At 72.6% G+C, this 14,116-nt stretch carries 10 protein-coding genes; 2 read left to right on the top strand and 8 right to left on the bottom strand.

What is annotated here, in order from left to right; all coding sequences use genetic code 11:
• Window positions 1–46 precede the first annotated feature (46 nt).
• The 5 genes from ACFFBG_RS02710 to def form a co-directional block, all read right to left on the bottom strand.
• Window positions 47–2,098: a sensor histidine kinase gene (locus ACFFBG_RS02710; RefSeq protein ID WP_375475346.1), complete on the bottom strand. Its 2,052-nt coding sequence runs from the start codon at window positions 2,096–2,098 to the stop codon at window positions 47–49.
• An 89-nt stretch (window positions 2,099–2,187) separates the two neighbouring features.
• A complete protein-coding gene (locus ACFFBG_RS02705; protein WP_375475344.1) occupies window positions 2,188–3,156 on the bottom strand; it encodes a hypothetical protein in 969 nt (322 codons plus the stop codon).
• A gap of 112 nt (window positions 3,157–3,268) precedes the next feature.
• Window positions 3,269–4,765: an RsmB/NOP family class I SAM-dependent RNA methyltransferase gene (locus ACFFBG_RS02700; protein WP_375475342.1), complete on the bottom strand. Its 1,497-nt coding sequence runs from the start codon at window positions 4,763–4,765 to the stop codon at window positions 3,269–3,271.
• Complete coding sequence (fmt, locus tag ACFFBG_RS02695) at window positions 4,758–5,684, bottom strand: methionyl-tRNA formyltransferase (RefSeq protein ID WP_375475340.1); 927 nt, start codon at window positions 5,682–5,684, stop codon at window positions 4,758–4,760. The genes ACFFBG_RS02700 and fmt overlap by 8 nt, the downstream gene beginning before the upstream one ends.
• A gap of 25 nt (window positions 5,685–5,709) precedes the next feature.
• The gene (def, locus tag ACFFBG_RS02690) at window positions 5,710–6,261 is read right to left on the bottom strand and encodes a peptide deformylase (protein WP_375475338.1); all 552 of its coding nucleotides are present in this window, start codon (window positions 6,259–6,261) and stop codon (window positions 5,710–5,712) included.
• 235 nt (window positions 6,262–6,496) lie between these two features.
• On the opposite strand from def, the gene ACFFBG_RS02685 reads away from it, so the two are divergent.
• Together ACFFBG_RS02685 and ACFFBG_RS02680 are read left to right on the top strand one after the other, a co-directional pair.
• Complete coding sequence (locus ACFFBG_RS02685; RefSeq protein WP_375475336.1) at window positions 6,497–8,311, top strand: MFS transporter; 1,815 nt, start codon at window positions 6,497–6,499, stop codon at window positions 8,309–8,311.
• A gap of 152 nt (window positions 8,312–8,463) precedes the next feature.
• On the top strand, window positions 8,464–9,210 hold the full coding sequence (locus ACFFBG_RS02680) for a hypothetical protein (RefSeq protein WP_375475334.1): 747 nt from the start codon (window positions 8,464–8,466) through the stop codon (window positions 9,208–9,210).
• A 90-nt stretch (window positions 9,211–9,300) separates the two neighbouring features.
• On the opposite strand, the gene ACFFBG_RS02675 is transcribed toward ACFFBG_RS02680, so the two are convergent.
• From ACFFBG_RS02675 to coaBC, 3 genes are all read right to left on the bottom strand, one after another.
• The gene (locus ACFFBG_RS02675) at window positions 9,301–11,289 is read right to left on the bottom strand and encodes a primosomal protein N' (protein WP_375475332.1); all 1,989 of its coding nucleotides are present in this window, start codon (window positions 11,287–11,289) and stop codon (window positions 9,301–9,303) included.
• A 225-nt stretch (window positions 11,290–11,514) separates the two neighbouring features.
• Window positions 11,515–12,708: a methionine adenosyltransferase gene (gene metK / locus ACFFBG_RS02670; protein WP_375475330.1), complete on the bottom strand. Its 1,194-nt coding sequence runs from the start codon at window positions 12,706–12,708 to the stop codon at window positions 11,515–11,517.
• Between the two features lie 116 nt (window positions 12,709–12,824).
• Window positions 12,825–14,030: a bifunctional phosphopantothenoylcysteine decarboxylase/phosphopantothenate--cysteine ligase CoaBC gene (gene coaBC, locus ACFFBG_RS02665; RefSeq protein ID WP_375475328.1), complete on the bottom strand. Its 1,206-nt coding sequence runs from the start codon at window positions 14,028–14,030 to the stop codon at window positions 12,825–12,827.
• Between the last annotated feature and the right edge of the window lie 86 nt (window positions 14,031–14,116).

The raw sequence follows: 14,116 nt of genomic DNA, 5'->3' as shown, positions 1-14,116 counted from the left end.
TGGTCATCGGCGAGCAGCACGCGCACCGTCTCGTCGTCGGCTGACGTCACCGGGCACCGTCGATCGGGATGCGCACCGACACCTGCGTGCCGTCGATCTCCGGGCGCGTCACGATCCGCAGCGTGCCGCCCAGCTCCTCGGCGCGTTCGGACATCGACGAGGTGCCCACACCGGGGCGCCAGCCAGCCGGCAGCCCCGTGCCGTCGTCGTGGACGCTGATCACCAGCCCGCAGTCGGCGTGCAGGCGGACCAGGCAGTGCCGGGCGTCGGCATGACGGACGACGTTGGTGACCGCCTCGTTGACGATCCGGTACGCGGCGACCTCGACCGCGGCGGGCAGGGCCGGCAGCGACTCGGGCGCCTGGACCGTCATGCTCGGGGCGTCGGTCGTCGACACCTCGAACCGGTCGACGCACTCACGGATCGCGCCGGCCAGACCCAACTCGTCCAGGGTCGGCGGCCGCAGCGCGTACACGAGCCGGCGGATGTCGTCGATCATCGAGCGGATGTCGCCGCGCACGTCGCCGATCAGCTCGTGGCTGCGGCCGGGTTCGGAGTCCATGACGGTGCGCGCGGCGTCGAGTTTGAGACCGGCCGCGGCCAGCTTGGGCCCCAGCCCGTCGTGCAGGTCGCGACGCAGCCGCCGGCGCTCGTTCTCCTTGACGTTCACCAGCCGCTGGCGGGACGACTGCAGGTCGGCGGACAACCGAACCGCGTGCACGACCGCGCCGGCCTGCCGGCCGAGGTCGGCGAGCAGGCGCCGTTCGGCCCGGTCGAGCTGGGCGCCGCGCCGGGCCTCGACGAGCATGGTCGCGACGGTGCGACCCTGATAGGTGAGCAATTGCTCCACGGCCGGCCCGGGCCCGCGCTGGCCGGTCTCGGCGAGCAGCGCTCCGTCCGAGCCGACGATCGCGGCGTAGGGCAGGTCGAGGGCCTTGCGGACGGCGTCGATCACCACCGCGGACTCGCCGTGGCCGACCTGTTCCAGACGCTGGCCCAGCTCGGTCATCGCGCCGTAGGGGTTGCGGCGGTTGCCGTACACGAGGCGGTCGACGCGTCGCTGCACCAAAGCCCGCACGGGCGAGAACGCGACCGCGACCAGCGCCGTCGCGATCAAGCCCGGGCCCGGACGCGTCCGTTCCCCGAAGACGAGGTCGGCCAGCGCGATGACACCCACATAGGCGCCGACGACGAGCGACGTGAGCGCAACGAACACCAGCGTGCGGTCGATGACGACGTCGATGTCGAACAGGCGGTGCCGCAGGATCGCGACGGTGATCGCGGCGGGCAGCAGACACTGCATCACAGCGCTGTCCGGCACCGCGAAGCGGTTGGCGGGAATGAACTCCGTCGCCAGTTCGATCGCGGCGAGGACGCCGGCGAACACCACCCACTTCAGCTGCTGCCGCCGCTCGCCGGACGAGCGCCGATAGCGCGCGACGAGTATGGCGATCGCCAGCGGCAGGGTCGCGATCGCGGCGAACTCCCCCACCGTCGACGCGAGATCGGCCAGGCCGTTCGGGAACAGCTGCAGGCCGGGAGTCGCGAAGACGTGCCCGTCCACCGTCAACGGCTCCTCGGTCGTGAACAGGAAGCCGAACTCGCCGACGACGAACCCGACCACCGAGAACCCGACTGCCAGCCGTGCCCCGCGCGAGACCGACTCGAGATCGGGGAACAGCATGAGCGCGATCGGGATCGACGGGACGATGTACAGCGAGTCGCAGATCCAGCCGACCCAGAGCCACCCCGGCACGTCCGCCCCGTGGTAGCCGAGCACCAGGTACTCCCGGCCCGCGGCGCACAGCGACTCGCAGAGGCAGAACGTGGCGAACAACCAGCCGATCGGGTTGGCCGGGATCCGGCGCAGCAGCAGGACGGCCGGGGGCAGGGCCGCGAGCGCCATCGTCACGTTCGCATACCACCACGACGTGATGTCGGTGCCGCCGTTGTGCAGGTGGAGCACGACGGCGGCCGCCGACGCCACCGGCACGAGCACGAGCAGGCCGCGGGCGGCCAGGACCCCGGCGCGGTGCGGGGTCGCGCGCAGCTCCCCCGGCGTGGGCGGCGCCCCGTCCAGCGCGGTCATGGCGATCATCGAAGCATCCGACCTGTCCACTGTCATCAGCCCTCGACTCGGTCGCGCGGTATGGGCGGAACGTCGCGATCAGCCGGTGGGACGTCGGGTCACTTGGCGGTGAAGGTTCCGACGAGGCCGGCGTTGATGTCGGCCACCGGGGTCTTGCCGGACGTCGAGAAGTAGGCGTACCGGCCCGGACGGAAGGTGACGTCGAGGTAGGCGGTGGCGCCCGGCGCGACCATGCTGACCCCGCCGTCGATCGCGCCGGAGCATCCGTCGATCGGCTTGTCCGCGCTGAAGTTCTTCAGGTAGCACCCGGTGAAGGCCAGCGCGGACAGCCGGCCGACGGCGAGCAGGGTGAGGTCGTGCGGCGCCTTGCCCGCGTTGTGCACCGCGAATACGCCGCCGGCGGAGAAGTTCGCGGGCAGGGTGATGCCGGTGTCCCTGAGCTCGACGGCGCCGACCGTCGTCGGCGCCGTGTTCGACGGGGCGCCGGCCACCGTGAACTCGCCGACCATGCCCCTTGTCGCCTGGAAGCCGCCGCCCGCGGCGGGCAGGAACGAGAACACCGCGTAGTGGCCGGCGGCGAGCCGCACCGTGACCGCGTCCGTCCGCTTCGCGCCGAGCGCCACCGGGCCCGACAGCTCGACGTCCGGGTTCTGGACGAGCTTGGCCGAGGCGCTGTCCGGATTCTTCGAGGCCAGCGCGCGCTTGACCTGCGCCAGCGTCACGCCGGGCTTGAGCAGCGCCATGGTGGTCTCGTGCAGCGCGGTGTCTTCGTTGTCGACCTTGATCGTGACGAGCCCGGGACGCGGCGTCCCGGAGATCGAGTACGCCAGGTGGTGCTCGACGATGTCGAGCACGTTCGCCGGCCCGTCAGCCCGCGGCGCGGGCGACGTACTCGGCGTGCTGGACGTGCTGGACGTGCTGGACGTGCTGGACGTGCTGGACTTCGGGTCCTTCGCGGCCGGGTGCGAACTGCTGCAGCCGGCGGCGCCGACCAGCAGGGCAATTCCGACGGCGACAGCCCGGAAATACCCGGCGCGCGCGCAGCGAGGCCCCAAGGACAGGTTCATGACAGTTCTCCACATCGTCGACATCCAGACATGGAGGACCTTCGAGGCCGGGCCGTCCCGACCGCATGAGGCAACTGACCCGAGCCGTCCGGGATTGCTGCAGCACGGCGGGTCAGCCGCGCAGCAGCGCGCAGAACATGGCGTCGGTGCCGTGCCGGTGCGGCCAGAGCTGGACGGTCGGGCCGGCGCCCAGATCGGCAGCGCCGCCGAACAGCGGACGCGCGTCGATGAGGTCGTGCCCGCCGGCGCTCGCGACGACCTCGGCCGTCTCGGCCAGGTGCGGCGAGCAGGTGACATAGGCGACGACGCCGCCCGGCCGCACCAGGCGCAGCGCCGCGGCGAGCAGGTCGCGCTGCAGCTGCTGCAGCTCGATGAGGTCGTCTGCGGTGCGTCGCCAGCGCGCCTCGGGACGGCGGCGCAGCGCGCCCAGTCCGGTGCACGGCGCGTCCACCAGGATCCGGTCGAAGCCGTCCGCGCGTGGCGGGTAGCTGCGGGCGTCGCCGACCCGGACGTCGACGTGCCAGTGCCCGGTCACCGAGCGGACCAGCTCGGCGCGGTGCGCGCGCAGCTCGTTGGCGCGCAGCCCGGCGCCGCGCTGCGCGGCCAGGCCGGCGAGCAGGGCGGCCTTGCCGCCCGGCCCGGCGCAGAGGTCCAGCCACTCCTCGTCGCGGCCCTCGATCGGGGCGGCGGCGAGCGCGAGCGCGCACAGCTGGCTGCCCTCGTCCTGGACGCCGGCGCGTCGCTCGCGGACCGCCGCCGCACCGGCCGGGTCGCCGCCGGCCATCCGCACCGCGTACGGCGAGTAAGGGCCGGGCTCGCCGCCCACCTGGTCGAGGAGTTCGGCGCGCTCGCTGCGGCCCGGCCACGCGACCAGGTGGGTGCTCGGCCGGACCTCGTCGGCCTCGAGCGCCCGGGCGGTCTCGGCGAGCTGGCCGTCGAGGTCGTCGCCGAGCGCGGCGGCGAAGGCGGCGACGATCCAGTCCGGGTGCGCCGTTCGCACCGCGAGCGTCCGCAGCCGGCCGCCGCCGGCGGACAGCTCGTCGGCCCAGTTGGCCCAATCGCGCGCGGACACCTTGCGCAGCACGGCGTTGACGAAGCCGCCGGCCCGGCCCTGGCCGACCGCGTGCGCCAGGTCGACCGTCGTCGCGAGCGCCGCGTGCGGCGGGATACGGGTACGCAGCAGCTGGTAGGCGCCCAGCCGCAGGACGTCGAGCACCTCGGGCTGGACGTCGGCGAGCGGCCGGTCCGCGCAGCGCCCGAGAATCTCGTCGAGCGTGCCGGCGGCGCGCAGCGTGCCGTAGCCGAGCTCGGTGGCCAACGCGGCGTCCCGGCCGCCGAGCCCGCGGTCGGCGAGCAGCCGGGGCAGCAGCAGGTTGGCGTAGGCGCCGTCCGCGGCGACGCCGCGCAGCAGCTCGTAGGCGGCCAGCCGCGCTGGATCGACGGCGGCCCGCGGCCGCGGGGTCGCCGGTCGGGCCGCCCGGACCGGCCTGGCGCCGGGCCGGGCGGAGCGCCGCCCGCGGCTGCCGCCGCGACCGCTGGCTGAGCCGCCTCCGGAGCCGCCTCCCGAGCCGCCGCGACCGGCCGGCCCCGCGACGTGCCGGTCAGCCAAGGCGCTCGCCCGCCGCCGGGCGAGCGCCGCGCGCCCAGTCCGCCGCCGGCAACGGCCGCTTGCCCGCAGGTTGGACGGTGGTGAGCTCGACGTCCAGCGAGCCGGTGCCGACCGACACCGCGGACCTCTCGACGAGCAGCTCGCCGGGCGCGAGGTCGCGGGCGACCTTCAGCCGCAGCGGGCCGACCTTCACCCGCTCGCCGCGAAACATTGTCCACGGCCCCGGGGCCGGCGTGCAGGCGCGGGATTGCCGTTCGAGGTGCCGGCCGGGTTGTGCCCAGTCCAGCCGGGCGTCGGCAACGGTGATCTTCGGCGCCAGCGACACGCCGTCGGCCCGTTGCGGGCGCGCCTCGAGCGTCCCGTCGGCGATGCCGTCCATCGTCGCCGCCAGCAGCCCCGCGCCGCTGACCGCCAGCCGCGCGAGCAGGTCGCCGGCGGTGTCGGCGGGGCGGACGGTCTCGGTCACGACGCCGTAGACCGGACCGGTGTCCAGCCCTTGCTCGATCAGGAAGGTGGACGCGCCGGTGACCTCGTCGCCGTGCAGCAGCGCGTGCTGCACCGGCGCGGCGCCCCGCCACGCGGGCAGCAGCGAGAAGTGCAGGTTCACCCAGCCATGCCGCGGAACGGCCAGCGTCGCCGGGCGCAGCAGCGCGCCGTAGGCGACGACGGCGCAGCAGTCCGGCGCCAGGGCGGCGAGCTCGGCGAGGAAGTCCGGGTCGGCCGGCCGGTCCGGGGTCAACACCGGGACGCCCGCCTCGGCGGCGAGCGCGGCGACCGGCGAGGCGGCCACCGTCCGGCCGCGGCCGGCGCGGGCGGCAGGCCGGGTGAGCGCGGCGACGACCTCGTGGCGCGGCGAGTCGAGCAGGGCGCGCAGCGCGGGCACTGCGGGCGCCGGCGTGCCGGCGAAGACCAGCCTCACCGGCGCTCCGGGTGCGGGCGGGCCCTCATCGGCCGGCGGCCGCGCCGGGGTGCGGGCTGACCTTGACGACAGGGCGCGCGCCGCCAGCCCAGTCCGCCTCTCGGATCGCCCGCAGGGCCGCCTTGCGGGTCTCCGCGTCGAGGCGGTCGACGAATAGCACGCCGTCGAGGTGGTCCGTCTCGTGTTGCACGCACCGAGCGAGCATCGCGGTGCCCTCGACGGTGATCGGGTCGCCCCACATGTTCTGGCCGTGCGCCACCACGTTCGCCTTGCGGCGGCAGTCGAAGGTCAGGCCCGGGATCGACAGGCAGCCTTCGGGGCCGTCCTGCTCCTCGTCGTCCGGGAAGTGCAGGACGGGGTTGACCAGGTGGCCGGACATCGAGTCGTGCACGTTGAAGGTGAACACCCGCAGCCCGACGCCGATCTGCGGGGCGGCGAGGCCCTGCCCCGGCGCATCGGCCATCGTCTGCTCGAGGTCGGCGACGAGGATGCGCAGCTCCTTGTCGAAGTCGACTACCGGCTCGGCGGCCGTGCGCAGCACCGGGTCGCCGAACAGCCGGATGGGCTGCACGGTCACGCGCCCTCCTTCGTCGGGCGGTGACGGCGTGCTGGCCACATTGGCGACCTCGCAAGCTCGGTCACGCGCCCTCCTTCGTCGGGCGGTGACGGCGTGCTGGCCACATTGGCGACCTCGCAAGCTCGGTCACGCGCGGCCGTCCTGTCGTCGCGACACGTGGCGAGTCTAACTATGGGACCGGGATGCGGTCGGCTCCCGTCGATAGTTAGGATGGCTAACGAACGAAGGGACCACCGTGCATTCTCCAGACGCCCACGACCGCCGGATCGCGCTGTCCGTGACGACGGTCGGCATCCTCGCGGCGACGCTGAACTCCTCGATCCTGCTGATCTCGCTGCCGGCGATCTTCAAGGGCCTCGGCCTCGATCCGCTGGCGCCGCAGAACATCAGCTACCTGCTCTGGATGCTGATGGGCTTCCTGCTCGTCACCGCGGTGCTGGTGGTGACCTTCGGCCGGCTCGGCGACCAGTACGGCCGGGCAAAGCTGTTCAATCTCGGCTTCCTGATCTTCACGATCGGCTCGATCGGCTGCGCGCTGGTGCCCAACAGCGGCGCGGCGGGCGCGCTGGAGATCATCCTTCTTCGGGTCGTGCAAGGCGTCGGCGGCGCGATGCTGATCGCGAATTCGACGGCGCTGATCACCGACGCGTTCCCGCCCGACAGACGCGGTTTCGCGCTCGGCGTGAACCAGGTGTCCGCGCTCGCCGGCTCGTTCCTCGGCCTGATCGTCGGCGGCGTGCTGTCGGAGTGGGACTGGCGCGCGGTGTTCTGGGTGAGCGTGCCGCTCGGCATCTGGGGCACCTGGATGGGCTACCGCACCTTGCACGACAAGCCGCGCGACCGTTCCAAGCGGGTGACCATCGACTGGTGGGGCAACCTCACCTTCGGTGTCGGGCTGATCGCGCTGCTGGTCGGCATCGTGTACGGCCTGCAGCCCTACGGCGGGCACACCATGGGCTGGACGGCGCCCCGCGTGCTCGTCGGGCTCATCGGCGGCGTCGCGCTGCTCGTGCTCTTCGGCGTGATCGAGACCAAGGTCAGCGACCCGATGGTCGACCTCAAGCTGTTCCGGATCCGCGCGTTCGCGGCCGGGCAGACGGTCAACCTGCTCGCCTCGATGTCGCGCGGCGGGCTGCAGTTCATGCTGATCATCTGGCTGCAGGGCATTTGGCTGCCGCTGCACGGCTACAACTTCGCCGACACCCCGCTGTGGGCCGGCATCTACATGCTGCCGCTGACGCTGGGCTTCCTGATCGCGGGGCCGGCCTCCGGCGCGGTGTCCGACCGGTTCGGCGCGCGCGCGTTCGCGACCGGCGGCCTGCTGCTGACGGCGCTGACGTTCGTCGGGCTGATCGCGCTGCCGGCCGATTTCAATTACGTGCTGTTCGCCGGGTTGCTCGCGCTCAACGGCATCGGCATGGGCCTGATGGCCGCGCCAAACGCGGCGGCGATCATGAACGCGGTGCCGGCGTCCGCGCGGGGCGCGGCGTCCGGGATCCGGGCCACTGGCATGAACGCCGGCATGGTGCTGTCGATGGGCGGCTTCTTCACGCTGATGGCGGTGGGTTTGGCCAGCCGGCTGCCGGCCGCGATGGCATCCGGGCTGACGGGCGCCGGGGTGTCGGCCGCGTCCGCGCACGCGGCGTCGCAAGCCTCGCCGGTGGGGCTGTTGTTCGCGGCGTTCCTCGGCGACAACCCGATCCGCGAGCTGGTGCCCAACGCGCATGCGGCGGTCGGCAACACGATCTACAACGGGCACTTCTTCCCGAACCTGATCTCCGACCCCTTCCGGCACGGCCTGTTCATCGCGTTCAGCGCCTCGATCCTGATGCTGCTGCTGGCCGCCGGCGCGTCCCTGATGCGCGGCGAGCGGTTCGTGCACGCCGACGCGCTCGGCGAACAGCACCACGAGACGATCGGCGAGGCGGTGGCCCGCGAAGGCGACGCGCTCGCCGTGCCGGCCGCGCCCGGCGAGGACGTCGCCTACGAGGACGCGCTCGAGGCCGACGACGCGCGCGCCGCCGCTGGGCACGGCAGCGCGATGAGCTGACGCCGTCCGCCGCGGCTGGGCCAGCATTGCAATGGAGGCGCGCGCCTGCCGAACTTGTGTCATTTTCGGGCCTCTGCGCCCGAGACTGCATAAGAACGGCCGCAGGGTGCGGGTCGCGCGACTGCACGAAGTTGCGGAGCCCACGATAAGATGTGATTCTCGATGATTCAGCGGCGACGTCGAATTGGTGGGGACCCTCGATCGTGATTATCCGCAGACCACTCATTGCCGCGGCAATGGCCGGCGTAGCGCTCATCAGCGGTTGCAGTCGATCTGGGCTCATTGCTCCAGGCAGTTTGTCGGCGATTCACGCACCCACATCGCGTCACGTCTCCTCACCTCCCGATCCACCTTCGCTGGCTTCGCCGAACGAGCTCGCGTATGAGCTCGACAGATTGCGGAGCCAAAATTGGGCAGCCATCAACAACACTTCCTATAACGTCCGGTTCACGTTGCCTGAAGCTGTGCCGGCGAAGATTGAGAAACGTCGGGGCCTCAACGTCACCAGCTACACGTACGACCTGAGTCAGCTCTCCAACTCAGGGCTCATTTCGGCGACCATGTACAAGACGGCCTCGCCAACCGTCGGTAGACAGTTGCAGGACGCGTTCTTCGACACCATCGTCTCTCAGTTCAAGCAGGTCGGGAAAGTCGACGCAAGGGTCCTTGAGAGACGCACCTTCACCTATTCGGGACACCGGGCAACCGAAGGGCGCCTTTTCTTCACGCCGTTCAGCCCGCCGCGAATTCCAAACGTTTGGTTGATCCGGACTGTCCAGGCTGGCAATCGCATCCTGTTCTTGCAAACGATCGTCAGTCCTACTGATGAATCGAGCGACTACCTCGCAAAGGCTCGCGTTGTGCACGCGCACTTCGTCAACAGTTTGCGTTTTAGCTGATATCGCTCGATGATCGCTGGTGTCACGCCTCGCTCCATCGGCAGATGACCGCCGCACCTCGGCCGCAGACGGTCAAGTGCTGCATTTCTGTCAGCCCAACGCGGCCGGGTCGAGCTCGATCCGCACCGGCTCGGCCGAGCGCCGGGCAGAGCGGGCCGCGGCGGAGACGTGTAGCTGCCGGGCCAGGTCGGCGCCGTCGCCGCGCGGCACCCGTAACAGCACCCGCTCGGCCGGCTCACCGCTGACGCCGGCGGCTGCGACTGGTGCCGAGCCGAGCAGCTCGCCGCCGGCCGGCAGCGACAAACCGGCGACGAGTTCGGCGACCGCCGGCGCCGGCCCGGTCAACGCGGCCATCCGCACGGCTGGCGGAAAGCCCAGCTCGGCGCGTTCAGCAAGTTCCCGCACGGCCGCGCCGACCGGATCCCAGCGGATCAGCGCCTGAACGACGGGAACACCGGCGTCGGCGCCCACGATGACGGCGCCGTCAGGACGGACGAGCGCCGCGGCGTTCATCCAGCGGCGCAGCGCCTCTTCGGCCGCGCGCAGGTCGGGGCGCGCCAGCAGCGCCCATCCGTCGAGCAGCAGGGCGGCGCCGTACCCGCCGGCGGCCGTCGGCTCGGCGCCCGGCGTGGCGACGACGAGCGCAGGCTCGTCCCCGACGTCGGCGAGCACGTGGTCGCCGCCGGAGGTGCGCACCGCAAAGCCGGCGAACGCGCGGCCAAGCTCCTCGGCGGTGCGGCCGGCGCCGACGACGAGCGCACGGAGCCGATGACCGCCGCACGTCGGGCAGGCCCACTGCGCGGCCGGCCGGCCACACCAGCGGCAGGCGGGCACCGCCTGTGACCCCGCCGAGCCCAGCGGCCCGGAGCAGACGCCGCACCGCGCCGGCGTGCGGTCTCGCGCGCACGCCAGAGAGGGGACGTATCCGCGGCGCGGCACCTGCACCAGCACCGGACGGCCGTCCTGCAGCGCCTGCTTCGTGGTGCGCCAGGCGAGGCTGGGCAGCCGGGCCGCGGCCGCGGCGGGATCGCGCGCGACTTCGACGTCGTCGGCCACCGCCTGCACCCGCGGGGCCGCGGCGCGCAGTGTGGTCCGGTCGGCGGCGATGTCGTGCGCCCAGCCGGCGGCGACCAGCTGCTGCGCCTCCGCGGTGCGCGCGAACCCGCCGATGAGCAGCGCCGCCCCGCTCTGCGCTGACCGCAACGTGAGGATGTCTCGGGTGTGCGGATACGGAGCCCGCGGCTCGGCGTGCAGGTCGTCGCCGTCGTCCCACACCGCGACGAGGCCGAGCTCGTCGACCGGCGCGTACGCCGCCGCCCTGGTGCCGATGGCGACGCGGACGCCCCCGCGGCGCACCGCGAGCCAGCGGCGGTAGCGCTCGGGCGGCCCGAGGTCGGCGGCCAGGACGACGTGCCGGCCGATGCCGAGCGCGGCGGTCATCGCCGCGTCGAGCCGGGCGAGGTCGCGGTTGTCGGGGACGACCAGGATCGCGCCGCGGCCGGCCCGCACCGCGATGGCGGCCGCCGCGGCGAAGCGTGCCGCCCAGTCCTCCCCCGGCAACGCCGACCACACCGCCCGCGCCGGTCGCCCGTCGCCTACTGCGGTCAGGTAGGACGGACCGGCCCGATACCGCTCGAACCCGGAGTCGGCGGCCGGCGGCAGCTCGCCCGCCGGACTCGGCGCCGCAGCCGATTCCGCGCGCGCGTGCCGGGCCGGCACGCCGAGCCGCACGACGTCGACGAAGTTGCCGGCCCAACGGTCGGCGACCGCCCGGAACAGCGCCGTCGTCTCGGCGGTCAGGACGGGCTCTGCGCCGACCGCGCGTTCGACGTAGGCGAGCGTCCCCTCGTGCTCGCTGGCCGGGCTGCGACTGATCACGTACGCGTCGACCAGCCTGCCGGCGAAGCGGACGCGGACCCGCGAGCCGGCCTGCACCTGCTCGTCCAGCGAGTCGGGCACCAGGTAGTCGAAGGTCCGGTCCAGGTGCGGCAACGGCACGTCGACATATAGCGACGCCACCGGGTCCACCGAGGCCGGAGTTCGGGACGCCGCCGGCCCCGCCCCGGCCCCGCTGCTCATCCGGCATGCCTATCAGTCGGGCCTGACCCTTTGAGCGGACCACCCACGCGATGAGCGCTCGCGCCAGGCGGGGTCCCCGCGAAATCGTGTTCTTTGCGATTTCGTGGGGTGCAAGAGCCCGCCGCCGCGCGAGCGCAGCGAGCTTGCGGGCGAGCGGAGCGAGCGTCGCAGCGCGAGACGGCCCCGAGCTTGCGAGGGGTCAGATCGGGCCGCGAACCCGGCGGATCATTCTCCAGCGAGTTTGGCGAGCTGCTCGGCGCGGTCGGTGCGCTCCCAGGTGAAGTCCGGCAGCTCGCGGCCGAAGTGGCCGTAGGCGGCGGTCTGGGCGTAGATCGGCCGCTTCAGGTCGAGGTCGCGGATGATCGCGGCCGGCCGCAGGTCGAACACCTGGGTGATCGCGTCGGCGATCTTGTCGACGTCGACGGTCTCGGTGCCGAACGTCTCGACGAACAGGCCCACCGGCTCGGCCTTGCCGATCGCGTAGGCGACCTGCACCTCGCACCGCGACGCGAGCTTCGCCGCCACGACGTTCTTCGCCACCCAGCGCATGGCGTAGGCGGCTGAGCGGTCGACCTTCGACGGGTCCTTGCCGGAGAACGCGCCGCCGCCGTGCCGGGCCATGCCGCCGTAGGTGTCGACGATGATCTTGCGGCCGGTCAGGCCGGCGTCGCCCATCGGCCCGCCGATCACGAAACGCCCGGTGGGGTTGACCAGCAGCCGGTAGCCCTCGGTGTCGAGATCGAGGGCGTCGAGCACCGGGCGGACGACGTGCTCTTCGATGTCGGGCTTGAGCAGCGTGTCGAGGTCGATGTCGTCGGCGTGCTGGCTGGAGACGACGACGGTGTCGAGCCGCGTCGCCTTGCCGTCGACGTACTCGATCGTCACCTGGGTCTTGCCGTCGGGCCGCAGGTAGGGCACGGTGCCGTTCTTGCGCACCTCGGTGAGCTTTTCGGCGAGCCGGTGCGCCAGCCAGATCGGCAACGGCATCAGCTCGGGCGTCTCGTCGCTGGCATAGCCGAACATCAGGCCCTGGTCGCCTGCGCCCTGGGCGGCGATGGCGTCCTCGCTGCCCTCGACCCGCGCCTCGTACGCGCTGTCGACGCCCTGCGCGATGTCCGGGCTCTGGCTGCCGATCGAGATGCTCACGCCGCAGGACTCGCCGTCGAAGCCCTTGCGCGAGGAGTCGTAGCCGATCTCGAGGATGCGGTCGCGGACCAGTTTCGGGATGTCCGCGTACGCGGTGGTGGTCACCTCGCCGGCGACGTGCACCTGCCCCGTCATGATCAACGTTTCGACGGCCACCCGGCTGGATGGGTCCTCGGCGAGCAGCGCGTCGAGGATCGAGTCGCTGATCTGGTCAGCGATCTTGTCGGGGTGCCCCTCGGTGACGGACTCGGACGTGAACAGGCGACGGGCCACTGAGACTCCAGCTAGTGCGAGAAGAACGGACGCCGAAGTCTATCGGCGTGGAGGGGAAGCCGTGGACATCACCCGAGCCGCGCAGCGACCCGTCACACAAGTCGCGCAGCGACCCATCACACAAGTCGCGCAGCGACGGCGTCCCAGATCGCGGCGGCGAGCACCGCCTTCGGGCCGAACTCCACCACCTGCTCCGAGCCGTCCGCGCCGAGCAGCACGCCGGCGTTGTCGGCCTGGCCGAACGCCCGGCCAGGCCCGACGGCGTTGACGACGAGCAGGTCGGCGCCCTTGCGGGCGAGCTTGGCGCGGCCGTGCTCGAGCACCGTAGCGCCGGTGTCCCCCGTCTCGGCCGCGAAACCGACAAGCACCTGGCCGTCCCGGCGCGTGGCGACGAGCTCGGCCAGGACGTCCGGAGTTTGCTCGAGCAGGATGGTCGGCGGTCCGGAATCCGATTTCTTGATCTTGTGCAGCGCCGGGTCGACGGGCCGGAAGTCGGCGACCGCGGCCGCCATGACCACGGCGTCGGCGTCCTCGGCGGCCTTGCGGACGGCGTCGCGCAGTTCCGCCGCAGTGCCGACCCGGACGACGTCCACGCCGGCCGGGTCGGGCAGCTCGACATTGGCGGCGGCGAGCGTGACCCGCGCGCCGCGCGCAGCGGCCACTGCGGCCACCGCGTAGCCCTGCTTGCCGGACGACGCGTTGCCCAGAAAACGGACCGGGTCCAGCGGCTCGCGGGTTCCGCCGGCGCTGACGACGACGTGCCGTCCGGCGAGGTCGAACGGCAGCGCGGACGGCCGGCGCAGCAGCAGCTCGGCCAGCTGGGCGATCTCGACGGGCTCGGCCAGCCGGCCCTTCCCGGTGTCCGCGCCGGTCAGCCGGCCGCTCGCCGGCTCGAGCACGACCGATCCGCGCGCCCGCAACGTGGCGACGTTGGCGACGGTGGCCGGGTGCGCCCACATCTCGGTGTGCATCGCGGGCGCGAACAGCACCGGACATCGGGCGGTCAACAGCGTGTTGGTGAGCAGGTCGTCGGCCAGGCCGTGCGCGGCGCGGGCGAGCAGGTCAGCGGTGGCCGGCGCGACGACGAGCAGGTCGGCGCGCCGGCCGAGGCGCACATGCGGCACCTCGTCGACCTCGGTCCACACGTCGGCCGCCACCGGGTGGCGGGACAGCGCGGCCCACGTGGGCGCGCCGACGAACCGCAGCGCTGAGGCCGTCGGAACGACGGTGACGTCGTGGCCGGCCTCGACGAGCTTGCGCAACAGGTCGGCGCACTTGTAAGCGGCGATGCCGCCGCCCACGCCCAGCACGACTCGGCTCACGACGTCATTGTGACCCGAGACAGCGCGAACCGCCTACGAAGGTGACCACCGACGCGATGAGCGCTTGCGCGAACCCGGCGGATCGA

This window comes from uncultured Jatrophihabitans sp. (genome assembly GCF_964251945.1).
In the GTDB taxonomy this organism is placed as follows: Bacteria; Actinomycetota; Actinomycetes; order Mycobacteriales; family Jatrophihabitantaceae; genus Jatrophihabitans.
Note: the sequence above shows the minus strand (reverse complement) of the source record. Positions and strands in the feature narration are given on the sequence as shown.